The organism is Neobacillus niacini NBRC 15566 (assembly GCF_001591505.1).
Lineage (GTDB): Bacteria > Bacillota > Bacilli > Bacillales > Cytobacillaceae > Neobacillus > Neobacillus niacini.
Map to the genome: position 1 here is coordinate 232,477 of NZ_BCVA01000002.1, position 25,138 is coordinate 257,614.

The following is a 25,138-nucleotide window of genomic DNA, read 5'->3' on the forward strand; positions in this document are numbered from 1 at the left end:
AAAAGGATTATCGACGAATTAGGAGGATTTGTCATGTTAGAGTTTGATACAAATTTAGATTCTCTTGCTACAATAAAAGTAATTGGGGTTGGCGGCGGTGGAAACAACGCAGTAAATCGAATGATCGAACATGGTGTTCAAGGAGTAGAATTTATCGCTGTTAATACTGATGCACAGGCACTAAACCTTTCAAAAGCAGAGGTAAAAATGCAAATTGGCTCAAAATTAACAAGAGGTCTTGGTGCAGGGGCTAATCCTGAAGTAGGTAAGAAAGCGGCAGAAGAGAGTAAAGAACAATTAGAAGACGCATTACGTGGTGCAGATATGGTTTTTGTTACTGCAGGTATGGGCGGCGGAACGGGTACAGGGGCTGCTCCTGTTATTGCACAAATCGCCCGTGATTTAGGTGCCTTAACAGTGGGTGTTGTAACACGTCCATTTACATTTGAAGGTAAAAAGCGTTCAAATCAAGCTGCAGGTGGTATTGGCGCTATGAAAGAGGCCGTGGATACATTGATTGTGATTCCAAACGACCGCCTTCTTGAAATAGTAGATAAAAGTACCCCAATGCTCGAGGCATTCCGTGAAGCAGATAATGTTCTTCGACAAGGGGTTCAGGGTATTTCAGACTTAATCGCAGTTCCTGGTCTTATTAACTTGGATTTTGCAGATGTGAAGACTATTATGTCAAACAAAGGTTCCGCACTAATGGGAATCGGTATGGCAACAGGTGAAAATCGTGCAACTGAAGCAGCTAAAAAGGCGATAAGTTCTCCTTTGTTAGAAACATCTATTGATGGTGCACAAGGAGTTCTGATGAATATTACAGGCGGCAGTAACTTGAGTTTATATGAAGTTCAAGAAGCTGCTGATATTGTGGCAACTGCATCAGACCAAGAAGTAAATATGATTTTTGGATCTGTAATCAATGAGAACCACAAGGATGAAATTATTGTTACCGTTATTGCTACTGGCTTTAATGAAGAAGTGATTCAGCCTAAGGCAAGTCGTCCAGCATTTGGACAAGCCAAACCGCAGCTAAGTGCAGTAAAGCGGGAACAAAAGCGTGAAGAAGCACCACAAGAACCAGTTCGTCAAAACAATGCAGCACAAGAAGAAACATTAGATATTCCTACATTCCTACGAAACAGGAATCGTAGAAGATAATACAAAAAGGCATGGTCCAAAAGGACCATGCTTTTTTTGTTTAAATTTAATTAGACAAAATACGTTGTTAATAGTGAAAATTTCTGTTTTTTTGATTACAGAAAGTGACACACTTTAGCCCATAAAGTAGGTTATACTTTTTCCTAAACAGAATAATAGAAAAGATTGGTAATACACCCTTATGTAAATCCATAAAGCTATTAAATGCTTTTGACATTAAAAGGGGGTAAGGCTTGATTGTCTGTATATTTAGATGTTATTTGGGCCCTTAATCTGTTATTTGATAGCCTTCTCCTGTATCTATCTGCCATTTTTCTAAAAAGACAAATTCGTATTTGGAGGATAATAGCAGGCGGCTTTATTGGTTCGTTAATCATAGTATTGTCGTTTACACCAATACATACCTACTCTAACCATCCAATTTCAAAACTGCTATTTTCTGTGTTTATGGTGTTAGTTGTATTTGGTTATAAACGATTTTCCTTTTTCATTAAGGCTTTAATGACTCTTTATGTAACAACATTTCTCATTGGAGGAGCACTAATAGGAGCACACTATTTTGTCCAATTTGATTCTGAAATGTCGACAAAGGTTATGATTGCAAGTGTTACTGGGTTTGGTGATCCAATTAGCTGGCTTTTTGTTCTGTTAGGTTTTCCAATTGCATGGCATTTTTCAAAACGGAATATAGAGGGCATGGAAATGACCAAGATTCAATTTGATCAGATTGTTAATGTCACCTTAAAAATAAATAACGAAACTTTTACTTTTAAGGGTCTAGTCGACAGCGGAAATCAGCTTTATGATCCATTATCAAAACTTCCTGTTATGTTTGTTTCAATTAGGAATATGCTAGAAGGCATGGCCGAACCAATAAAAAAAATGGCAGCTGATCCAGAATCTCTGATTCTAGGAAATCAAGAGTTTCCGGATGATTGGCAAAATAAGCTTAGGATAGTTCCTTGCCGGGTGGTAGGACAAGAGCACCAGCTTATCGTTGCTGTAAAGCCTGACACAATTATTATTAATACAAAAGGAGAAAATTATTTATGCGAAAAAGGTCTCGTATCGTTTACTATGCAGCAATTATCTGCTGATGATGCCTTTCAATGCATCGTTCATCCAAAAATGCTCACCGGACCTAGGAAGCATAATGATTCGGTGAAAGTAAGCTAATATTACTATACTCAGAAAAACATATTTTAGAAGGAGGAACTTGCGTGAAAAAATGGAGACTTCGCTTATCCTACTACTGGTATAAGATACTAATCAAATTAGGAATAAAAAGTGATGAAGTTTATTATATTGGCGGCAGCGAAGCCTTACCGCCTCCTTTAAGTAAAGATGAAGAAGAGCTGCTTTTAAATAAGCTTCCAGGTGGAGATAAGGCAGCTAGATCGATATTAATAGAACGCAACCTTAGACTTGTTGTGTATATCGCGAGAAAATTTGAAAATACCGGAATCAATATTGAAGACTTAATTAGTATTGGAACAATTGGTTTAATTAAAGCGGTAAATACCTTTAATCCGGAGAAAAAAATCAAACTGGCTACATATGCTTCCAGGTGTATTGAAAATGAAATCCTGATGTATTTGCGTAGAAACAATAAAATCAGATCAGAAGTTTCCTTTGATGAACCGTTAAATATCGATTGGGACGGTAATGAATTATTATTATCCGATGTTTTAGGAACAGATGATGATATTATTACAAAGGATTTAGAAGCAAATGTAGATAGAAAATTATTAACTAAAGCATTACACCAATTGTCTGATAGGGAAAAACAAATTATGGAACTGCGCTTCGGACTAACCAATGGTGAAGAAAAGACACAGAAGGATGTAGCCGATATGCTTGGTATTTCCCAATCGTATATATCACGCCTGGAAAAAAGAATTATTAAAAGATTAAGGAAAGAATTCAATAAAATGGTTTGATATAACAAAAAAAGAATTTTTTTCTTTCTGAAAAGACCTTTTAAACTAAAGAAATAATGGTGTTTTTCGACAATCTCGGGCAATCCCTTAAAAAGTACAAGTGCATATTTTTCCTGCTCAAGGAAATACTGTTTTTTGTACAGCAACTCCTATGAGGAGGGAAAAGGGATTGACTCGAAATAAAGTTGAAATTTGTGGCGTAGATACATCAAAACTTCCTGTATTAAAAAATGAAGAAATGAGATTACTCTTCAAGCAAATGCAAGAGGGCGATATTACAGCACGAGAAAAACTCGTCAACGGAAATTTACGACTCGTTCTAAGTGTCATTCAGCGGTTTAACAACCGAGGCGAGTTTGTTGATGATCTGTTTCAGGTTGGCTGTATTGGACTTATGAAATCGATTGATAACTTTGATTTAGGTCAAAACGTTAAGTTTTCCACTTATGCCGTACCAATGATTATCGGCGAAATACGCAGGTACCTGCGCGATAACAATCCTATTCGCGTTTCTAGGTCCTTAAGAGATATCGCCTATAAGGCTCTTCAAGTAAGAGAACGATTAATGAGTGAAACTTCACGGGAACCAACTGCTGAGGAGATTGCCAAAGTATTAGAAGTCCCTCATGAAGAAATAGTTTTCGCATTAGATGCTATTCAAGATCCAGTATCGCTGTTTGAACCGATTTATAACGATGGCGGGGATCCTATCTATGTGATGGACCAGTTAAGCGATGAACGAAATAAAGATATCAACTGGATCGAAGAGATCGCATTAAAAGAAGGTATGCGCCGCTTAAATGAGCGGGAAAAGTTAATTTTAAGAAAGCGATTCTTCCAAGGTAAAACACAAATGGAAGTAGCTGACGAAATTGGGATCTCACAAGCACAAGTCTCACGTTTAGAAAAAGCTGCTATCAAACAAATGAATAAAAATATCCAAAGCTGAAGCTGTCCAAGAGGAAACTGCAAATAGTTGGGACGGTAAAAAGGGTGAACGCTACTATAAGTAGCGGCTCACCCTTTTTTATTTTATGCTGGCAGTCTCCTTAGAAAGGGCAGCTTTATTTTTTATGATAATAACAGATAAAATAACCAAACAAATCATATATTCTCAATAGGATAAAAAGGTGGGAGTGAGAGATATGGTAAAAATATCTGAATTTCAGATTAAAGATGTAGTGAATGTAGCTGATGGAAAAAAGCTGGGTAATATTGGCGATATTGAAATTAATCTTACTACTGGCAAAATTGAAGCAGTCATCGTTACCGGAAATGGCAAAGTTTTAGGTTTTTTTGGCAGGGAAGAAGATATCGTGATCCCGTGGAAAAATATTATAAAAATAGGTCAAGATGTAATACTGGTACGATTCAAGGCAATTGAAGAAAGACCTGCAGAAGAAATCGAAGCCTAGAACTCAGTAATATCGACGGTGACCATTTAAACGATTCGTGTTAAACTAGATAAAAACAAATGAGGTTTAGTATGGAACCCTTTGCATATGAGGATCAATCATATTTTTTAATTAAAAATTGGATGGAACAGTATCCTGGGCTCGTTGCTGGAATAACAACTAAGAAAGGCGGCAGCAGTACAGGAGTTTATGAAAATTTTAATCTCGGCTTTCATGTAGGGGATCAACTCGAAGCTGTATGCTCTAACAGGGGCCAGTTGGCTAACCTTATTGAATTTCCACTGAATTCCTGGGTAGGTGCTGAACAGACACATGACACGGTAATTAGAAGAATTATCTTGGAGGACCGTGGTAAAGGTTCGGATTCTTACGAAAGTGGATTTAAAGGGACCGATGGATTTTATACGAATGAAGAGGGAATCTTACTAACTCTTTGCTATGCTGATTGTGTCCCTCTTTTTTTTATTTCCCCAAAACACAAGATGATTGGTGCAGCACATGCAGGGTGGAAGGGAACCGTGAATGAAATTGCGAAGAAGATGGTAGAGAAGTGGGGAGAGGAAGGAATACCTCCGAATCAAATTTTTGCAGTAATTGGTCCATCTATTTGTGGAAAATGTTATATTGTTAATGATTATGTAATGAACTTTGTTGAAAATACCCTAGAAGATGTCGAAAAAAAACCATATAATACAATAAAAGAAGGTCAATATACATTAGATTTACGTGAACTAAATAAAATCATTCTTCTCAAAGCTGGTGTCCCAGAAAAGAATATTCAAATGACTAAACTATGCACTAGTTGTGACAAATCAGAATTTTTTTCTCATCGCCGAGACCAAGGTAAGACGGGAAGGATGTTAAGTTATATAGGATGGAAGGAGACCTCCGAATGAGGGTTGCAGAAAATCTCTTACATATCAGTCAGCAAATTAGCGAGGCATGTCAAAAGGTAAATCGGACTCCTGATGAAGTGAAACTTATTGCAGTTACCAAGTATGTTAGTATTGATAGAGCGAATGAGGCTTTGGAAGCTGGAATCATAAATCTGGGTGAAAATCGAGATGACGGGCTTTTGAATAAATGGGAAGTATTAGGGGACAAGCCTTTTTGGCATTTTATCGGCAGTCTGCAGACTCGCAAAGTTAAAAATATTATTGATAAGGTAGAATATATACACTCTTTAGATCGCATTTCTTTGGCAGAGGAAATTAATAAACGTGCAGTGAAAAAGATGAAATGCCTTGTCCAAGTGAATGTTTCACAAGAAGAAACAAAGCATGGTCTAGCTCCTCATGCTGTTTTAGATTTTATCAAGGATCTTCGTCCGTATGAGAATATTAGCATTGAAGGTTTAATGACAATGGCTCCATTCACGGATGATGAAGAACAGCTTCGAACCTGTTTTCGAAAGTTAAAGGAGCTCCGTGACGAAATAAAAAATTGTAATCTGGATTATGCCCCTTGTAATGAACTCTCAATGGGGATGTCAAACGATTTTGAAATAGCCATTGAAGAGGGAGCAACAATGATTAGAATTGGAACTGCACTTGTCGGTGCGGCTGGTGAGGAGGAATAAAATGACGATTAAATCGAAATTAAAAACATTTTTCTTTTTAGATGATGATTACGATGATAATAATCAGGATGATTATGAAAAGGTTGAACCACCTATAAAACCTCAAAAACCGACTATGAAACCGCAAAATATTGTTAGTTTACAGAGTGTCCAAAAGGCTTCAAAAGTAATTTTAGTGGAACCAAGAGTATATGCTGAAGCCCAGGATATCACCGACCATTTAAAAAACCGCCGGGCTGTAGTCGTGAATCTTCAGCGTATTGGCCATGATGAAGGCAGACAAATCGTTGATTTTTTGAGTGGGGCTGTTTATGCATTGGGTGGAGATATACAAAAAATAGGATCTAGTATCTTTTTATGTACTCCTGATAATGTTGAGATTTCTGGTAATATATCTGAATTAGTAAAAGAACAAGAATTTCAAGATACGAGGTGGTAAAAAGAAATGGATATTATCTTTAACGTTTTAATCCAACTACTTGGAATATATAAATGGATGCTCATCATCTATATCCTTCTATCTTGGTTTCCAAATATGAGAGACTCTCAGATTGGAGCAATTCTTGGTAAATTATGTGAGCCATTTCTAGAACCTTTTAGAAGAATTATTCCACCATTTGGTATGATGGATCTTTCTCCTTTAGCGGCTTTCTTTGTTTTATCTTTTGCCCCGCATGGCTTAAGAGTAATACAAAACTTAATTTCTTAAATTAACCTATCCGGTCTGAGGAGTTAAACATGAATATTTATCAGCATTTTCGCCCGGAGGAACGGGAATTTATTGATCAAGTATTACATTGGAAAGATTATGTGGATACCAGCTATACTGCTAAGCTTACCGATTTTCTTGATCCAAGAGAGCAGCATATTTTAAAAGTCTTAATAGGTGAAAATGGAAATATAAAGTATCAGCTTTTTGGCGGGATTTTATCTAGTGAAAGAAAAAGGGCATTAATTATGCCGGACTACTTGATTCCGACGGAAGATGAATTTCAAATTAATCTTTTTGAAATCGACTATCCTGTTAAATTTGTTACAATCGAACACCCCCAAGTACTGGGTTCACTCATGTCACTTGGATTAAAACGAGGAAAATTTGGTGACATATTGATAAAAGATGGAAGAGTTCAGTTTTTCGCTGCTGCAGAAATTAGTGACTACATCAGAAATAATATAGAATCAATTGGCAAAGCCTCTATACGATTAAAAGAGCTGGCACTGGATGAGGCAATCAATACAGATGACTTTTGGATAGAACAGGTAATTACTGTTTCCTCCTTAAGGCTCGATACCATTATTTCCGGTATACATAATATCTCAAGGCAAAAATCACAGCTTTTTATTCAACAAGGATTGGTAAAAGTAAACTGGACCACAATTGAAAATGTTTCTTTCGAATGTGGAGAAGGTGATTTGTTGTCAGTTAGAGGCTATGGCAGAGTGAAGATTTTGTCTGTTGAAGGAAAAACAAAAAAAGATAAGTGGCGAATTGTTGTCGGAAAACAAAAATAAATTTTATTATCAGCAGGAATTTCCGAAAACATTGTCGAATAATTGCTTATACACTATATACATACAGAAGAAAGATTCTTGGAGGTGGCATCAATGCCGTTAACGCCGTTAGATATTCACAATAAAGAATTTAATAAAGGTTTTCGTGGTTATGATGAAGACGAGGTAAATGAATTTTTAGATCAAGTAATTAAGGATTATGAATTAGTCCTTCGTGAAAAAAAAGAAATGGAAGAAAAATTAAATGAAATGAAAGACCGTCTAGGTCATTTTGTAAATATTGAAGAAACATTAAACAAGTCTATTATCATTGCTCAAGAGGCTGGTGAAGATGTTAAACGAAATGCACAAAAGGAAGCAAAACTCATCATAAAGGAAGCAGAAAAGAATGCAGATCGTATCGTGAATGAGTCGCTTTCAAAAGCTAGAAAAATTGCTCTTGAAATCGAGGATTTGAAGAAGCAATCAAAAGTTTTTCGTACACGTTTTAAGATGTTGATAGAAGCTCAGCTGGATATGCTTAATACAGATGATTGGGATCATTTATTAGAGTATGAAGTGGATGCAACAGAATTAAAAATTCACGAAGAAGAAGATTCCTTAGCTTGACGAACTGGTATTATTTCGCATATAATTTTTTAACAGGTAGATAAAGAATGGTAATGACAATGAGAGGGACAGTACAATTTTTCGAAAACTTTTGATAGCGAGCCGGGGAGGGTGGAAGCCTGGGAAAAGTGAAAGATTGGAAGATCACCCTTGAGTCCCAAACTGAAACTCTTATATAAAGAAGAGTAAGTTATGGCGGGTTATTCACGTTACGAATCTTAAAGAGGATAGTACGATTTACGTGCTATTTATCAGGGTGGTACCGCGGGAATAAAACCTTCTCGTCCCTTTTTTGGGATGAGAGGGTTTTTTTATTTGTCTATTGTCAATTCTGTTTATGATGAGTATTACAGGAGGAATAAGAAAATGGAATATAAAGATACGTTATTAATGCCAAAAACTGAATTTCCAATGCGGGGAAACCTTCCACAAAGAGAACCTGAAATTCAGGCAAAGTGGGAAGAAATGAATATCTACAAAAAGGTTCAGGAGCGTACAGCAGGACGTCCAATGTTTGTGCTTCATGATGGACCTCCATATGCAAATGGCGATATTCATATGGGTCACGCCCTAAACAAAGTATTAAAGGATATGATTGTTCGCTTTAAATCGATGAGTGGCTTTAATGCACCATATGTTCCAGGCTGGGATACACATGGTTTGCCAATCGAGCAGGCGTTAACAAACAAGGGCGTAAAGCGTAAAGAGATGACAGTAGCGGAATTCCGGCAGCTTTGTACAAAATATGCCCTTGAACAAGTAAGCAATCAGCGTGAACAATTTAAACGCATCGGGGTTCGTGGTGATTGGGAAAACCCATATATTACTCTTAAGCCCGAATATGAGGCACAGCAGATTAAAGTCTTTGGAGAAATGGCGAAGAAAGGCTATATCTATAAAGGTCTTAAACCTGTATATTGGTCTCCATCAAGTGAATCAGCACTTGCGGAAGCAGAAATTGAATATCAAGATAAAAAATCACCATCCATTTATGTGGGCTTTAAAGTTAAGGATGGAAAAGGTGTACTTGATTCAGATGTCCAAATTGTCATCTGGACGACAACACCTTGGACGATTCCTGCTAACTTAGGCATTTCGGTTCACCCAGACCTAACCTATGTGGTTGTTGACGTGAACGGAAACAAATATTTAGTAGCGGAAGCTCTTCTAGAATCAGTTACGAAGGAAATTGGCTGGGAAGATGTAGCTGTTGTTCAAAAGGTAAAAGGTAATGAATTAGAGAATATCCTTGCAACACATCCATTATATGGCCGTGACTCCCTAGTAATGCTAGGAGAACATGTCACAACTGATGCTGGAACAGGCTGTGTTCATACAGCACCAGGACATGGGGAGGATGACTTTTATGTTGGACAAAAGTATGGACTAGAAGTACTCTGCCCAGTGGATGATAAAGGTGTGATGACAAGTGAAGCACCAGGATTCGAAGGATTGTTTTACGAAACCGCAAACAAGGCAATTGGAGAAGCCTTGGAACAAGCAGGTGCTCTCTTAAAGCTTTCGTTTATCACTCACTCCTATCCACACGATTGGAGAACAAAAAAGCCTGTAATCTTTAGAGCTACAGCACAATGGTTTGCATCCATTAAAGACTTCCGGGATGACCTGCTAGAAGCTGTTAAAGAAACAAAGTGGGTGCCTGCATGGGGTGAAACACGACTATTTAATATGGTCCGTGACCGTGGCGATTGGTGTATTTCACGTCAGCGTGTATGGGGAGTTCCAATCCCGGTATTTTATGCTGAAAATGGCGAGGAAATAATCACCGATGAAACGATTAACCATGTTTCCGATTTGTTCCGTGAATCTGGATCAAATGTTTGGTTTGAAAGAGAAGCAAAGGACCTTCTTCCAGAAGGCTTCAGCCATCCAGGCAGTCCAAATGGATTGTTTACAAAAGAAACGGATATCATGGATGTTTGGTTCGATTCTGGTTCTTCACACCAAGCGGTTCTCTTAGAAAGAGATGACTTAGTACGCCCGGCAGATTTGTATCTAGAGGGCTCAGACCAATATCGCGGATGGTTTAACTCTTCGTTATCAACTGCGGTAGCTGTGACTGGTAAAGCACCTTACAAAGGAGTATTAAGTCACGGATTTGCTTTAGATGGTGAAGGAAGAAAGATGAGTAAATCATTAGGAAATGTTGTAGTTCCTGAGAAGGTAATGAAACAATTAGGTGCCGATATTTTAAGGCTTTGGGTAGCTTCTGTTGATTATCAGGCGGATGTTCGTGTATCCGACGCTATCCTAAAACAAGTTGCAGAAGTTTATCGGAAAATCCGTAATACCTTCCGTTTCTTACTTGGTAACTTGTCCGACTTCAATCCTGCAACCGATAGGGTTTCATATGAAAACCTTCGTGAAGTGGATCAATTTATGCTTGTAAAATTAAATAAACTGATTAAATATTCTTTAAATGCCTATGAAAATTACGAGTTCGCTGGAATTTACCATGCAGTTAATAATTTCTGTACTCTTGATTTAAGTGCATTCTATCTTGATTTTGCAAAGGATGTTCTTTATATCGAGTCCGTTAATAACCATGAACGCCGTGCAATTCAAACCGTTCTTTATGATTCTTTAGTTGCTTTAACAAAGTTAGTAACGCCTATTCTTCCTCATACTGCAGACGAGGTTTGGAAATTCATCCCTGCCGTTACAGAAGAAAGTGTCCAGTTAACCGATATGCCTGAATATCAGGAACTTAATAATGCAGCTGCATTGGAGGAAAAATGGACGGCATTTATGAAGCTTCGTGATGATGTATTAAAAGCACTTGAAGAAGCAAGAAATCAAAAGGTTATTGGTAAATCATTAACTGCTAAGGTTTCTTTATATGTGAATCAGAATACGAAATCCTTATTAGACTCTATTCAAGAGAATGTGCAGCAACTATTTATCATCTCAGGATTCGAGGTCGCAGGAAGTTACGATCAAGCACCTGAAAATGCGATTAAATTAGATACAGCTGCTATAGTTGTAACAAAAGCTGAAGGTGAAACTTGTGAGCGCTGTTGGGTTGTCACACCAGAAGTTGGTAAAGATCCGGAGCACCCTACACTTTGCCCGCGTTGTGCAGAAGTGGTTAAAGAAAACTATACTCATTTAGCTTAATAAGACAAACCCCATGATATTTTCATGGGGTTTTTTCATTTTTTAACCTATTCCGTTAATTGTTGTTTTTGATGTCAAATGTTTTCCCGGGTCGGTACAATTTATCGGGAGATAATATGAGAAATAAGATAACGGAGGTTACAACTATGAATGCAATGCAGGAAGAGCTGTTTTGGGAACTCCGTAAAACTCAATTAGAAATTTTAAGATCATTAAAAAATAAGCATAAAAATGAATGGATGATTACTGTTTTAGAGGAAGAATTAGATGACATAACAACTGCTATTCAAAAGTTGGAAGACGGTAATTTTGGACAATGTGAATCATCAGGTGAACCGATACCTGAATATTTTTTGAAAATTATGCCAACGATAAAAACATCACGGGATACAGAAATTTTAGAGCATTTTTATCGAAAACCAATGAATTCCTCCATTTTCTAGCGTTACATTGTAGTTTAGCTAAAGATTGTGCTAAAATGCTAAGGAGTAAAGTCAACGCGTGAGATGGAGGTATTCCTTAGTGTTTTATTATTTAATCGCAATTTTTATTATTTTATTAGACCAAGTGACAAAATGGATGATTGTCACAAAAATGTACCTTGGTGAAAGTATCCCAATTATTGAGGACTTTTTGTATATTACTTCTCACCGGAATCGGGGAGCGGCATGGGGAATATTACAAGGACAGATGTGGTTCTTCTATGTGATTACCGCTGTAGTAATCGTTGCGATCATTTATTACATTCAAAAAGAGGCAAAAGGTAAGTGGCTGTTAGGTGTCTCCTTGGCATTTATGCTAGGTGGAGCTATAGGTAATTTTATCGACCGCTTGCTTCGAAAAGAAGTTGTTGATTTTATTCATACGTATATTTTTAATTATAACTTCCCAGTATTTAATATTGCGGATTCGGCTTTGGTCATTGGCGTAGTGTTATTGATGATTCAAATGCTGCGCGATGAGCGTGAAACAAAGGAGAAATCATATGGAGAAAATGGTACACACCATTCTTGAACAACAAAAGGGAGACCGAATTGATAAAGTTATTTCAACTTTAGATGAAGAATGGTCTAGAACACAGGTTCAGCAATGGATTAAAGAAGGAAATGTCCTAGTAAATGGGCAAAAAATTAAAACGAACTACAAATGCAGTCTAAATGATGAAATTGAGATTACAATTCCAGACCCAGAGTTATTGGATGTAATTCCCGAAGATATGGATTTAGATATTTATTTCGAAGATAAAGATGTTTTAGTGGTTAACAAACCAAGCGGGATGGTGGTCCATCCTGCACCTGGACATTTAACGGGAACACTTGTTAATGGTTTAATGGCCCATTGTAAGGATTTATCAGGAATAAATGGTGTTTTGAGACCTGGTATTGTTCATCGCATTGATAAGGACACATCTGGTCTTTTAATGGTTGCTAAAAATGATATGGCGCATGAAAAGCTTGTAAACCAATTAGTGGAAAAGACTGTTACACGGAAGTATAGAGCCATCGTCCATGGTGTGATTCCGCATGATTTTGGAACCATCGATGCGCCGCTTGGAAGAGATACAAAAGATCGTCAAAGTATGACGGTGGTGGATAATGGGAAACACGCTGTGACTCATTTCCATGTGCTTGAGCGTTTTAAGGATTTTACATTTGTGGAGTGTCAACTAGAAACAGGCAGGACTCACCAAATTCGTGTCCATATGAAATATATTGGCTATCCACTTGCAGGGGACCCCAAGTATGGTCCAAAGAAAACATTGGATATTAATGGACAGGCCTTGCATGCAGGAATCCTTGGGTTTAATCACCCTAGAACGAACGAATACCTAGAATTCGAAGCGCCTCTGCCGAAAGAATTTGAAGAGTTATTAGAGCAATTGCGAAATAATCATTGACATATTTGTCGAATTAAAGTACGATAACAACAGTTGAATATGCCTTTAAATCAGTCCAGTGAGGCTGAGAAGGAAACGGATAATTTAGTTGGGATGCCTATGCCCATACTAATAAACTCTTGTACCTCTCACCTCAAAGCGTGAGAGGTTTTTTTATTATACTAGGCGGGTGAGATTAGTGAATCAAAAAGCAGTTGTATTAGACACGCAAGCAATAGGAAGAGCATTAACAAGAATTGCCCACCAAATTATTGAAAAAAATAAAGGGATTGAAAATTGTGTCCTTGTGGGTATCCGAACTAGAGGGATATTCATTGCAGAAAGGCTTGCTGCAAAAATTGAAGAAATTGAAGGTAAACCAATCCCAGTAGGTGAATTGGATATTACCCTTTACCGTGATGATTTAACCAAGAAAACCGATGATCAAGAACCTCTTGTGAAGGGGTCGGATATTCCCGTTGAATTGAAGGATAAAAAAGTAATTCTTGTTGACGATGTTTTATACACAGGCAGAACGGTTAGAGCAGGGCTAGACGCAATTATGGACCTTGGCCGTCCCTCATCCATACAATTAGCTGTGCTAGTTGACCGAGGTCACCGCGAGCTGCCAATTCGAGCAGACTATGTCGGTAAAAATATCCCAACTTCCAGCAGTGAAAAAGTAGTAGTTGAATTACAAGATGTCGATAAGGTTGACCAAGTAAGTATCTTTGAAAAGTAAATAGTGACCCTTTTAATAGCAGTCCAGTGAGGCTGACAAAGGGGAAAATGCCATCATTTAGCTAAAATGGCATTTCCATACCCTCTTTGTACACTCATGGACAAAGAGGGTATTTTTATTTGGAAAAAACACACTATATAACAAAAGAATTTCGGAGGAGAAACCATTGAATAATAAACCCATCTTAGACGTAAAAGAGATTCCAACTCCTGCGCAATGGATCACTTTAAGCTTACAACACTTATTCGCAATGTTCGGAGCAACCATTCTTGTTCCCTATCTTGTTGGGTTAAGCCCAGCAATAGCATTGATATCAAGTGGTTTAGGAACACTCGCTTTCTTAATGATTACAAAATGGCAGGTTCCTGCATATCTTGGTTCCTCGTTTGCTTTTATAGCTCCAGTGATTGCGGCAAAAGCAACAGCCGGTCCAGGGGGTGCCATGATTGGATCATTCCTTGCAGGTCTTGTTTACGGAATTGTAGCACTGATCATTAGTAAAGCAGGTCACCGCTGGATTATGAATTTGCTGCCTCCTATTGTAGTCGGCCCGGTAATTATTGTAATTGGTTTAGCGCTCGCAGGTACTGCGGTTGGTATGGCAATGAATAATCCTGCAGGAGAATATAGCTTAATACATTTCTCCGCAGCTTTAGTAACGTTAGCAGTAACCATTATTTGTACTATTTACATGCGCGGCATGTTGAGTATTATCCCAATTCTGGCAGGTATTGTGATTGGATACTTATACTCTTTTGCAATCGGTATAGTTGATTTTAAACCAGTTTTGGAAGCAAGTTGGTTTGAAATGCCTGAATTTATCATTCCTTTTGTGAGCTACGAAGTAAAAGTAACATGGGACTTAGCGCTTCTAATGGTGCCAGTCGCAATCGTAACACTTTCTGAACATATAGGCCATCAGCTTGTGCTTAGTAAAGTAGTTGGCCGTGACTACATTAAAGAACCAGGTCTGCACCGCTCTATTTTGGGAGATGGAACAGCAACGATTATTTCTGCATTGATTGGCGGACCTCCGAAAACAACATACGGCGAGAATATCGGTGTCTTAGCAATAACTAGAGTTTACAGTGTATATGTTATTGCAGGTGCAGCAGTTCTTGCAACAATCTTTGGATTTATCGGAAAGATAACAGCATTAATTAGTACCATCCCCACACCTGTTATGGGCGGCGTATCCATACTTCTTTTTGGAATCATCGCTTCATCAGGGCTACGGATGCTCGTAGACAGTAAAATTGATTTTGGGAACAAGCGAAACTTAGTGATTTCATCTGTCATCCTAGTTTTCGGAATTGGCGGCGCCTTTGTAAAAGTATCAGAATCATTCCAGATTCAAGGAATGGCATTCGCAGCCATTGCCGGAGTTCTTTTGCACTTAATCCTGCCTGGTAAAGAACCAGTAAATGAAGATATGTTCGAACAAACGGTAGAAAAGGATAATCCAAAAACTGCATAAGGAGAATCAACCTTTTAAAAGTAGTCCAGAGAGGCTATAAGGGTGTAATACTAAGTGTTAATGTTCAGTACATTAATGAACTTGGTTAGATTTTATTGCACCCTGATCGTTTACGGTCAGGGTTTTTTTACCAAAAAAAGAGATGGGGGAATAGCATGTTGAAGCACTTGCTAACCACAAATGAGCTTAAAGTTGATGAGATATATCAAATTTTAAAAGAGGCGCAAGCATTTTCTGATGGAATGAAGTGGAATCCAGAAGAGCAAATGTTTTCTGCTAACTTATTTTTTGAGGCAAGTACTAGGACTAAATCGAGCTTTGAAGTGGCTGAAAGAAGGTTAGGGCTAAAGGTCATTCCGTTTGAAGTCCAAACTTCAAGTGTTCAAAAGGGTGAAACACTATATGATACCGTAAAAACACTTGAATCAATTGGCGTTAATGCAATCGTCATTCGTCATGGGCAAGATCGTTACTTTGATGAACTCGTTGAAAAAGTAAATATTCCAATCATTAATGGAGGAGATGGCTGTGGTCATCATCCCACTCAATCTCTTTTAGACCTCTTAACCATCTATCAGGAATTTGGCACTTTTACGGGCCTGAAAATCGCCATCATTGGTGATATCCGGCACAGCCGAGTAGCACGTTCAAATGCTGATACTCTAACAAGATTAGGAGCTGAGGTTATTTTCTCAGGACCAAATGAATGGTTTGACCATCATAGCTTAAGTGCTTCGAGATTTAGACCTATTGATGAGGCTGTGGAGGAGGCCGATGTGGTCATGCTCCTGCGCGTGCAGCATGAACGCCACCAAAAAAAGGGAAGCTACACAGCGGCAGATTACCATAGACAGTTTGGGCTTACATTAGAAAGAGAAAAAAGAATGAAGCCTCACAGTATTATTATGCACCCTGCACCAGTAAATCGAAATGTTGAGATATCAGATAGCTTAGTAGAATGCAAACGTTCAAGAATCTTTAAGCAAATGGAAAATGGTGTATTTGTAAGGATGGCTGTTTTAAAGAGATCAATAGAAAGTTTAAAAGGAGTGTATGGAAATGAAACTACTTATTCAGAACGCCAGTTACATAGCATTTAACGGTGAGAAGGAACTAGCAGATATTTTAATAGAAGATGGAACAATCGTAAAGATTGATAAAAAGATAGAAACAACTGCCGATCGAAAAATTAATGCGGACGGAAGACTGGTTTCTCCAGGATTTATCGATTTACACGTCCATCTTCGAGAGCCAGGAGGCGAGAAGAAAGAAACCATTGCTACTGGAACTCTTGCAGCAGCGAGAGGCGGTTATACAACACTGGCAGCAATGCCGAATACAAGACCTGTTCCGGATTCAGTGGAACAAATGGAATGGGTGCAAAACAGAATACAAGAAACTGCAAGTGTTCGTGTACTACCTTATGCTTCCATTACGGTCAGACAACTTGGCAGGGATTTAACAGATTTTGAAGGGCTGAAAAATGCTGGAGCATTCGCATTTACAGATGATGGTGTCGGCGTACAATCAGCTGACATGATGTTAAAGGCAATGCAAAAAGCTGCAGAAGTTAACATGGCTATTGTTGCCCATTGTGAAGAAGACACATTAATTAATAAAGGGTGTGTTCATGAGGGTTCTTTTTCTAAAAGGAATGGATTAAACGGGATTCCATCCATTTGTGAGTCTGTCCAGATTGCAAGGGATGTATTGCTTGCAGAGGCGGCAGGATGTCATTATCACGTTTGCCATGTTAGCACAAAAGAATCGGTTCGCGTGATTAGGGATGCAAAAAGAGCAGGGATTAAAGTCACTGCTGAAGTTACACCACACCATTTATTGTTAACTCAAGATGATATCCCAGATAATCTTGATCCTAATTTTAAAATGAATCCGCCGCTTCGTGATAAGGCTGACAGAGAAGCGTTAATTGAGGGACTATTGGACGGAACGATTGATTTTATTGCAACTGACCATGCACCACATACAAGCGAAGAAAAAAATGAGGGAATAGAGCTTGCTCCTTTTGGGATTGTCGGGTTAGAAACAGCGTTTCCTCTTCTTTATACACATTTTGTCTTAAAGAACATTATAAGTCTTGAGCAGTTAATTGGTTTTATGACCAAAAAACCTGCAGAAACATTTTCTCTCCCTACTGGAACGATTAAAGTAGGAGCGCCAGCAGACATCGTATTAGTAAATCTTGAAGAAGAAAAGGTAATTGATCCACAAGAATTCCTATCTAAAGGGAAAAACACACCATTTACTGGCTGGAATTGTAAGGGTTGGCCAGAAATGACCATTTGTAACGGGCAAGTAGTTTGGGAAAAAGGACGTGTAACAGTATGAAAGCACAACTAATTTTAGAAGATGGAACGATTTTTATCGGCGATGGTTTTGGAAGTCATATGGATACAATCGGAGAAGTCGTCTTTAATACAGGAATGACAGGCTATCAAGAAATTCTTTCAGACCCATCTTATTGCGGGCAAATTGTTATGCTGACTTACCCACTGATTGGAAATTATGGTATCAACCGAGACGATTTTGAAACCATTAACCCTGCTGTGAAAGGCTTTATCGTCAAGGAAGCTGCAGAATTCCCTTCCAATTGGAGAAGCGAATTTACGATGGATGAGTATTTTAAAATGAAAAATATCCCTGGAATTGCAGGGATTGATACACGTAAATTAACAAGAATTATTCGTCAATACGGAACATTAAAAGGAGCTATCTGCTCGATTGAAAGTGATCCAAATGAAGTAATTAGTAAACTTAGACAGACAAAGCTGCCGATCGACCAAGTGAGAAGAGTCTCCACAAAAAATTCTTATCCAAGTCCAGGCAGAGGAAAAAGAATTGTGCTTGTTGATTTCGGGATGAAGCATGGTATTTTACGAGAATTAAATAAACGCAATTGTGATGTTGTTGTGGTTCCATACCATACAACGGCGGATGAAATCCTGCAATTACGACCAGATGGAATTATGCTTTCCAACGGACCTGGGGATCCAAAGGATGTTCCAGAAGCCATTCATATGATTAAACAGCTATTAGGCTTAGTTCCGATATTTGGTATCTGCCTTGGCCACCAATTATTTGCGTTAGCATGTGGTGCCAATACAGATAAAATGAAATTCGGACATCGAGGTTCTAACCATCCTGTTAAAGATTTAACAACAGGGAAAATCGCGATTACAGCACAAAATCATGGTTTTACGGTTGAAGAAAAGTCATTACAGAACACTAGACTGGCAGTTACCCATATTGCCCTAAATGATGGAACAGTCGAAGGTTTAAAGCATTTAGATTATCCTGCCTTTACTGTTCAATACCACCCAGAAGCGTCACCAGGACCTGAAGACGCCAACCATTTATTCGATCAGTTTCTTGCGATGATTGAAGATCAAAAACAGGAGGTTTCCACAACATGCCAAAACGTACTGATATAAACTCCATTTTAGTGATTGGTTCAGGACCAATTGTCATTGGCCAGGCAGCAGAATTCGATTATGCAGGCACCCAGGCTTGTATTGCCCTTAAAGAAGAAGGTTATCGTGTTATTCTTGTAAACTCCAATCCGGCCACAATTATGACAGATACAGAAATTGCGGATGCCGTTTATATTGAACCATTAACGGAGGAATTTGTTAGCAGAATCATTCGCAAAGAACGTCCAGACGCCCTGCTCGCTACTCTTGGGGGTCAAACAGGTCTAAACTTAGCTGTTGAGTTGTCAAAATCAGGAGTTTTAGAAGAGTGTGAAGTTGAGATCTTAGGAACAAAGTTATCCGCGATTAAACAAGCAGAAGATCGTGATTTATTCCGCAGTCTAATGAATGAGCTTGGTGAACCTGTTCCAGATAGTGAGATTATCCATGAATTAGCCGAAGCACATGCATTTGTTGAAAAAATTGGATTTCCTGTCATTGTTCGCCCTGCTTATACACTTGGCGGAACAGGCGGCGGAATCTGTCATGATGCAGAAGAGTTGGATGAAATCGTTGCGAGCGGTTTAAAGCACAGTCCCGTAACCCAATGTTTACTCGAGAAAAGCATTGCCGGTTATAAAGAAATCGAATATGAAGTAATGCGCGATGGAAATGATAATGCCATTGTTGTATGTAATATGGAAAACATTGATCCTGTGGGTGTTCATACAGGCGACTCTATTGTCGTTGCGCCAAGCCAAACGTTGAGTGACAGAGAATATCAGCTATTAAGAAACGTTTCATTAAAAATAATTCGTGCACTGGGAATAGAAGGCGGATGTAATGTTCAGCTTGCCCTAGACCCTTATAGTTTTAACTACTATATCATTGAGGTAAACCCAAGGGTAAGCCGTTCGTCCGCTTTAGCGTCAAAAGCAACAGGTTATCCGATTGCTAAACTTGCAGCCAAAATTGCAGTAGGTTTAACGCTGGATGAAATGCTTAATCCTGTAACAGGTAAAACATATGCAAGCTTTGAACCGGCTCTAGACTACATCGTTACAAAAATTCCAAGATGGCCATTTGATAAATTTGAATCAGGCAATCGTTCACTTGGAACGCAAATGAAAGCTACCGGTGAAGTAATGGCGATTGGAAGAACCTTTGAGGAATCTTTATTAAAAGCTATCCGCTCGTTAGAAGCTGGTGTATACCATTTTGAATTAAATGGAGCAGAAGATATCAGTGATGAATTATTAGAAAAACGAATTTGTAAAGCCGGAGATGAGAGGCTCTTTTATATCGCGGAAGCACTTAAGCGGGGGATTACGGTAGAAACCATTCATCAATGGAGCCAGATAGACTTATTTTTCTTAAACAAGTTCCAAGGAATAATTGAATTAGAAACAAAGATTGCTTCTAATCCAATGGATATGGATATACTTAAGGAAGTTAAACAAAAAGGCTTTTCTGATAATGCGATTGCCAAACTTTGGAATCGTAAGGAACAGGATATTTACAATCTACGCAAAGATTTGGGTATAATCCCAGTTTATAAAATGGTAGATACATGTGCGGCTGAATTTGAATCAGAAACACCTTACTACTACGGAACATACGAAGAAGAAAATGAATCGATGGTAACAGACAGACAAAGTGTTATTGTTCTTGGTTCTGGTCCAATTCGTATCGGCCAAGGTATAGAGTTTGATTACGCAACAGTTCATTCTGTTAAAGCAATAAAAGAAGCTGGTTATGAAGCAATTATTATTAATAATAATCCTGAAACGGTTTCAACTGATTTCAGTATCTCGGATAAGCTTTATTTTGAACCACTAACGATTGAAGATGTAATGAGTATTATTGATTTAGAAAGTCCACTAGGTGTAGTTGTACAATTTGGCGGACAAACGGCGATTAATCTAGCTGCTAAATTAGAGGAAAATGGAGTGAAAATTCTTGGAACAAGCCTTGAGGATTTGGATCGTGCAGAGAACAGGGATAAATTTGAACAAGCCCTTGTACAGCTCGACATCCCAATGCCACTTGGGAAAACTGCATTATCAGTTTCTGAGGCCGTTGAAATTGCAAATGAAATTGGTTACCCAGTTCTTGTGCGTCCTTCTTATGTACTAGGAGGCAGAGCAATGGAGATTGTCTATCGCCAAGAAGAACTGCTTCATTATATGGAAAATGCAGTTAAAATTAATCCTGAACATCCAGTTTTGATTGACCGCTACTTAACAGGAAAAGAAATTGAAGTGGATGCCATTTGTGACGGCGAAAATGTGTTGATACCTGGCATTATGGAGCATATTGAACGTGCAGGGGTCCATTCTGGGGATTCGATTGCAGTATACCCGCCACAGACACTTTCAGCTAGTATCAAACAAACTCTCGTTGAATACACCGAAAAAATGGCGAAGGGTTTAAACATTGTTGGACTGTTGAATATTCAGTATGTCATTGCGAAAGATCAGGTATATGTCCTTGAAGTCAATCCACGTTCAAGTCGTACTGTTCCATTCTTAAGCAAGATTACTAATGTTCCAATGGCTAAAATTGCCACAAAAGCAATCTTAGGTGTTTCAATCGTGGATCAAGGCTACACACCAGGAATCGTTCCTGAAAAGAAAGGTGTGTATGTAAAAGTACCAGTATTTTCCTTTGCGAAACTCCGAAGCGTAGATATCACGCTTGGTCCTGAAATGAAATCAACAGGTGAAGTAATGGGTAAAGATATTACCCTTGAAAAGGCACTTTATAAAGGGTTAATTGCCTCAGGTATGAATATTCAAAAGTTTGGTACTGTATTGTTTACCGTCGCAGATAAAGATAAACAAGAATCATTAAAGCTTGCTAAACGTTTTGCTGCCAACGGTTATCGAATTATGGCAACAGGTGGTACAGCTGCTGTTCTCGAGGCTGCTGGTCTGCCTGTAAAGGTCATTGGGAAAATTGGCTCGGAAGGCAAAACACTGCTAGACGTTATTCATAATGGGGAGGCCCAGTTCATTGTTAACACGCTGACAAAGGGAAAACAGCCTGAACGTGACGGCTTTAGAATTCGTCGTGAAGCAGTTGAAAATGGGGTTCCATGCTTAACCTCATTAGATACAGCTGACGCCATTCTTAAAGTAATCGAATCAATGAATTTTTCAGCAGAAGCTATGGCAGTAGAGGAAAAGGAGGTTGTGTTTGCTTGATAAAAAAGGAACTATGCAAAATCATCTCCCAAGAAGAAGTTGCTAAAGATATCTTTGAACTAACGGTCGAAGCAGATTTTGTAAATGAAATAAACGCACCTGGACAGTTCGTGCATATCCGGGTTGCTAAGGGGTTAGACCCTCTACTGCGACGACCAATTAGTATCTCTTCATTTGATAAAAAGAATTCACAATTTACGATGATTTATCGTAAGGAAGGAAAAGGGACTACGTTGCTTGCTGATAATGGTCCGGGAATGCTGATAGACATTCTCGGCCCTTTAGGCAATGGATTTCCAGTCAATGAAGTCAATGCGGGTGAAACGGCACTGCTAGTGGGCGGCGGAATCGGTGTCCCGCCGTTATATGAACTTTCTAAGCAACTGACCGCAAAAGGAGTAAAGGTGGTTCATGTCCTTGGTTTCCAGACAGAATCCGCTGTATTCTATGAAAAAGAGTTTTTAGAATATGGGGACACTTATATTACAACAGTGGATGGTTCTTACGGAAAAAAAGGTTTTGTTACCGATGTTATTAAAGAGTTAGATTTTGATTGTTTATATACTTGCGGCCCAACACCTATGCTGAAAGCAATTGAAAAACAGTATTCTCATAAGAAAGTGTTTCTATCGTTAGAAGAAAGAATGGGCTGCGGGGTAGGAGCATGCTTTGCGTGTGTATGTAAAACAAGCAATGAGGCAAAAGACATATCCTATAAAAAAGTTTGCAGTGATGGTCCAGTTTTCCGTGCCGGGGAGGTATTAATATGAGCAGACTAAACATACAGTTACCTGGTTTAAACTTAAAGAACCCAATTATGCCTGCTTCAGGCTGCTTTGGATTTGGCAGAGAATATAGCCAATTCTATGACTTAAGTAAACTCGGTGCGATTATGATTAAAGCCACGACGGTGGAACCTCGGTTCGGCAATCCAACACCGAGAGTTGCAGAAACATCATCTGGAATGCTTAACGCAATCGGACTGCAAAATCCGGGTTTGGAAAAAGTATTAAGCAATGAACTTCCTTGGTTATCACAGTATGATGTCCCGATTATTGCCAATGTTGCAGGTTCATTGGAAGAAGACTACATCGAGGTGGCAGAACACATCTCGAAAGCTGCTAATGTTCATGCATTAGAATTGAACATTTCTTGCCCAAATGTAAAAACGGGAGGAATTGCTTTTGGTACGATTCCGGAGGTAGCAAAGCAGTTAACTCGGAAAGTAAAAGAAGTCTCCGAAGTTCCGGTTTACGTCAAGCTTTCACCGAATGTAACCAATATTGTAGAAATGGCCAAAGCAGTAGAAGATGGTGGTGCGGATGGCTTAACGATGATTAACACGCTTGTTGGAATGAGATTGGATTTAAAGACAGGTAAGCCAATCTTGGCTAATCGTACTGGCGGTCTATCAGGACCTGCGATTAAACCGGTCGCACTACGGATGATTTATGAAGTGAGTCAGGCAGTAAATATCCCTATCATTGGAATGGGCGGTATTGAGTCTGCCGAAGATGTGATTGAATTCTTTTATGCCGGGGCAAGTGCCGTTGCCGTTGGGACAGCAAATTTTGTGGACCCATTTGTATGCCCAACCATTATTGATGAATTACCAATGCTTTTGGATCAATTGGGCTATGAACACATCAGTGAATGCAGGGGAAGGAGCTGGCAGGAGCATGAACAACTCACTTATCATCGCGCTTGATTTTGCGAATCGTAAAGAGGTAGAGCAATTTTTACAGCCATTTAATGGTAAGCAGCTGTTTGTAAAGGTTGGAATGGAGCTGTTTTATCAGGAAGGTCCTGAAATTGTTCATTATTTAAAAGGAATTGGTCATCGTATTTTTCTAGATTTAAAGCTTCATGACATTCCGAATACCGTAAAAAGTGCCATGAAGGGTCTAGCAAGGTTAGAATGTGACCTTGTCAACGTCCATGCTGCAGGCGGTAAAGAGATGATGATTGCGGCATTAGAAGGTTTAGAAGCAGGGACTGCAGCTGGTAGAAAGCGTCCAGCATGTATAGCAGTTACCCAGCTGACAAGTACATCGGAAGAGCAAATGAATAAAGAACAGTTGATTTCAGTTCCACTTGAAACTTCGGTTCTCCATTATGCCTCACTCACAAAAGAAGCTGGTTTAGATGGAGTCGTTTGCTCAGCATGGGAGGCAAAAACAATTCGTAAAAAATTGGGTGACAGTTTTTATACATTTACTCCAGGTATACGAATGGAAGAAGATAATACGGGTGATCAAAAACGAATTGCAACTCCAGAGTTTGCGAGGGACGCTGGTGTATCGTCAATAGTTGTAGGTCGTTCCATCACAAGATCAACTGATCCAGTAAACAGCTACGAAAAATGGTTAGATGCATGGAGGAGAGTTCAACAATGAAAAAAGTAATAGCAGAAAAATTATTAACGATCAATGCGGTAGCTTTGAAACCTAACGATCCATTTACTTGGACTTCAGGATTACGCTCGCCAATCTATTGTGACAACCGCCTAACTCTTTCTTATCCAGAAGTAAGAAAAGCAATCGCACAAGGTCTGCAAGCTTTAATTCTTGAGAAATATCCGGCTGCAGAAGTAATTGCCGGGACAGCAACAGCAGGGATTCCACACGCCGCTTGGGTTAGCGATTTATTAAACTTACCGATGTGTTACGTTCGTTCGAAAGCAAAAGGTCATGGAAAAGGGAACCAAATAGAAGGAAAAGTAGAAAAAGGTCAAAAGGTTGTGGTGGTGGAGGATTTAATTTCTACTGGCGGCAGTGTCATTACAGCTGTTCAAGCACTAAGAGAAGCTGGCTGTGAAGTCCTTGGCGTAGTTTCCATTTTCACATATGGGCTGGAAAAGGGGAAGGAGGCATTCCAACAAGAAGAGATTCAAAGTGAATCGCTTACGGATTTTGCAAATCTAGTCGAGGTGGCAATTGAAATGGGCTACATCAGCAAAAACGATCAAGAAAGCTTACTATCATGGAGCACGGCCCCATCAGAATGGAGTAAGAGATTCGAATAAAACAATAGCCCCGGAAATCCG

25 protein-coding genes and 1 other annotated feature are annotated in these 25,138 nt (G+C 38.9%); all 25 genes read left to right on the top strand.

Annotated features, from left to right (window positions below; genetic code table 11):
- Positions 1-33: 33 nt before the first annotated feature.
- The gene (gene ftsZ / locus BANA01_RS03110; protein WP_063251597.1) at positions 34-1,167 is read left to right on the top strand and encodes a cell division protein FtsZ; all 1,134 of its coding nucleotides are present in this window, start codon (positions 34-36) and stop codon (positions 1,165-1,167) included.
- A 237-nt stretch (positions 1,168-1,404) separates the two neighbouring features.
- Entirely contained in the window at positions 1,405-2,343 is a 939-nt protein-coding gene (gene spoIIGA, locus BANA01_RS03115; protein WP_063251598.1) for a sigma-E processing peptidase SpoIIGA, read from the top strand.
- A gap of 44 nt (positions 2,344-2,387) precedes the next feature.
- A complete protein-coding gene (gene sigE / locus BANA01_RS03120) occupies positions 2,388-3,107 on the top strand; it encodes an RNA polymerase sporulation sigma factor SigE (protein WP_063251599.1) in 720 nt (239 codons plus the stop codon).
- 169 nt (positions 3,108-3,276) lie between these two features.
- On the top strand, positions 3,277-4,056 hold the full coding sequence (gene sigG, locus BANA01_RS03125; RefSeq protein WP_063251600.1) for an RNA polymerase sporulation sigma factor SigG: 780 nt from the start codon (positions 3,277-3,279) through the stop codon (positions 4,054-4,056).
- 196 nt (positions 4,057-4,252) lie between these two features.
- Complete coding sequence (locus tag BANA01_RS03130; protein WP_063251601.1) at positions 4,253-4,522, top strand: YlmC/YmxH family sporulation protein; 270 nt, start codon at positions 4,253-4,255, stop codon at positions 4,520-4,522.
- Positions 4,523-4,593: 71 nt separating this feature from the next.
- The gene (pgeF, locus tag BANA01_RS03135; RefSeq protein ID WP_063251602.1) at positions 4,594-5,418 is read left to right on the top strand and encodes a peptidoglycan editing factor PgeF; all 825 of its coding nucleotides are present in this window, start codon (positions 4,594-4,596) and stop codon (positions 5,416-5,418) included.
- Positions 5,415-6,101 (top strand): YggS family pyridoxal phosphate-dependent enzyme, encoded by a 687-nt coding sequence (locus tag BANA01_RS03140; RefSeq protein WP_063251603.1) that lies wholly within the window; start codon positions 5,415-5,417, stop codon positions 6,099-6,101. The genes pgeF and BANA01_RS03140 overlap by 4 nt, the downstream gene beginning before the upstream one ends.
- A gap of 1 nt (position 6,102) precedes the next feature.
- Positions 6,103-6,540 (top strand): cell division protein SepF, encoded by a 438-nt coding sequence (locus BANA01_RS03145; RefSeq protein WP_063251604.1) that lies wholly within the window; start codon positions 6,103-6,105, stop codon positions 6,538-6,540.
- 6 nt (positions 6,541-6,546) lie between these two features.
- Positions 6,547-6,810 (top strand): YggT family protein, encoded by a 264-nt coding sequence (locus tag BANA01_RS03150; protein ID WP_063251605.1) that lies wholly within the window; start codon positions 6,547-6,549, stop codon positions 6,808-6,810.
- Positions 6,811-6,839: 29 nt separating this feature from the next.
- The gene (locus BANA01_RS03155) at positions 6,840-7,613 is read left to right on the top strand and encodes a YlmH family RNA-binding protein (RefSeq protein ID WP_063251606.1); all 774 of its coding nucleotides are present in this window, start codon (positions 6,840-6,842) and stop codon (positions 7,611-7,613) included.
- A gap of 93 nt (positions 7,614-7,706) precedes the next feature.
- Entirely contained in the window at positions 7,707-8,222 is a 516-nt protein-coding gene (locus BANA01_RS03160) for a DivIVA domain-containing protein (RefSeq protein ID WP_063251607.1), read from the top strand.
- Between the two features lie 50 nt (positions 8,223-8,272).
- Positions 8,273-8,514, top strand: a binding site (T-box leader).
- 74 nt (positions 8,515-8,588) lie between these two features.
- Positions 8,589-11,360, top strand: a complete 2,772-nt coding sequence (gene ileS, locus BANA01_RS03165; RefSeq protein ID WP_063251608.1) for an isoleucine--tRNA ligase — start codon at positions 8,589-8,591, stop codon at positions 11,358-11,360.
- A gap of 116 nt (positions 11,361-11,476) precedes the next feature.
- Positions 11,477-11,803 carry a TraR/DksA family transcriptional regulator gene (locus BANA01_RS03170; RefSeq protein ID WP_157411708.1) on the top strand — a complete coding sequence of 109 codons (327 nt, stop codon included), beginning with the start codon at positions 11,477-11,479 and terminating at the stop codon, positions 11,801-11,803.
- Positions 11,804-11,882: 79 nt separating this feature from the next.
- Complete coding sequence (lspA, locus tag BANA01_RS03175) at positions 11,883-12,374, top strand: signal peptidase II (protein ID WP_063251610.1); 492 nt, start codon at positions 11,883-11,885, stop codon at positions 12,372-12,374.
- Positions 12,346-13,257 carry an RluA family pseudouridine synthase gene (locus BANA01_RS03180; RefSeq protein ID WP_063251611.1) on the top strand — a complete coding sequence of 304 codons (912 nt, stop codon included), beginning with the start codon at positions 12,346-12,348 and terminating at the stop codon, positions 13,255-13,257. The genes lspA and BANA01_RS03180 overlap by 29 nt, the downstream gene beginning before the upstream one ends.
- Before the next feature lie 178 nt (positions 13,258-13,435).
- On the top strand, positions 13,436-13,978 hold the full coding sequence (pyrR, locus tag BANA01_RS03185; RefSeq protein WP_063251612.1) for a bifunctional pyr operon transcriptional regulator/uracil phosphoribosyltransferase PyrR: 543 nt from the start codon (positions 13,436-13,438) through the stop codon (positions 13,976-13,978).
- 166 nt (positions 13,979-14,144) lie between these two features.
- Positions 14,145-15,455 carry a solute carrier family 23 protein gene (locus tag BANA01_RS03190; protein WP_063251613.1) on the top strand — a complete coding sequence of 437 codons (1,311 nt, stop codon included), beginning with the start codon at positions 14,145-14,147 and terminating at the stop codon, positions 15,453-15,455.
- Positions 15,456-15,613: 158 nt separating this feature from the next.
- Positions 15,614-16,555, top strand: coding sequence for an aspartate carbamoyltransferase catalytic subunit (locus tag BANA01_RS03195; RefSeq protein WP_063251659.1), 942 nt, complete (start codon positions 15,614-15,616; stop codon positions 16,553-16,555).
- Positions 16,515-17,804, top strand: coding sequence for a dihydroorotase (locus BANA01_RS03200; RefSeq protein WP_063251614.1), 1,290 nt, complete (start codon positions 16,515-16,517; stop codon positions 17,802-17,804). The genes BANA01_RS03195 and BANA01_RS03200 overlap by 41 nt, the downstream gene beginning before the upstream one ends.
- Positions 17,801-18,907, top strand: a complete 1,107-nt coding sequence (locus BANA01_RS03205; protein ID WP_063251615.1) for a carbamoyl phosphate synthase small subunit — start codon at positions 17,801-17,803, stop codon at positions 18,905-18,907. The genes BANA01_RS03200 and BANA01_RS03205 overlap by 4 nt, the downstream gene beginning before the upstream one ends.
- A complete protein-coding gene (carB, locus tag BANA01_RS03210) occupies positions 18,886-22,092 on the top strand; it encodes a carbamoyl-phosphate synthase large subunit (protein ID WP_063251616.1) in 3,207 nt (1,068 codons plus the stop codon). Before BANA01_RS03205 ends, carB begins: the two co-directional genes overlap by 22 nt.
- A complete protein-coding gene (locus BANA01_RS03215) occupies positions 22,089-22,862 on the top strand; it encodes a dihydroorotate dehydrogenase electron transfer subunit (protein ID WP_063251617.1) in 774 nt (257 codons plus the stop codon). The genes carB and BANA01_RS03215 overlap by 4 nt, the downstream gene beginning before the upstream one ends.
- Positions 22,859-23,800 (top strand): dihydroorotate dehydrogenase, encoded by a 942-nt coding sequence (locus tag BANA01_RS03220; RefSeq protein ID WP_063251618.1) that lies wholly within the window; start codon positions 22,859-22,861, stop codon positions 23,798-23,800. Before BANA01_RS03215 ends, BANA01_RS03220 begins: the two co-directional genes overlap by 4 nt.
- On the top strand, positions 23,772-24,488 hold the full coding sequence (pyrF, locus tag BANA01_RS03225; protein ID WP_063251619.1) for an orotidine-5'-phosphate decarboxylase: 717 nt from the start codon (positions 23,772-23,774) through the stop codon (positions 24,486-24,488). Before BANA01_RS03220 ends, pyrF begins: the two co-directional genes overlap by 29 nt.
- Positions 24,485-25,117 carry an orotate phosphoribosyltransferase gene (pyrE, locus tag BANA01_RS03230; RefSeq protein ID WP_063251620.1) on the top strand — a complete coding sequence of 211 codons (633 nt, stop codon included), beginning with the start codon at positions 24,485-24,487 and terminating at the stop codon, positions 25,115-25,117. The genes pyrF and pyrE overlap by 4 nt, the downstream gene beginning before the upstream one ends.
- Positions 25,118-25,138 lie beyond the last annotated feature (21 nt).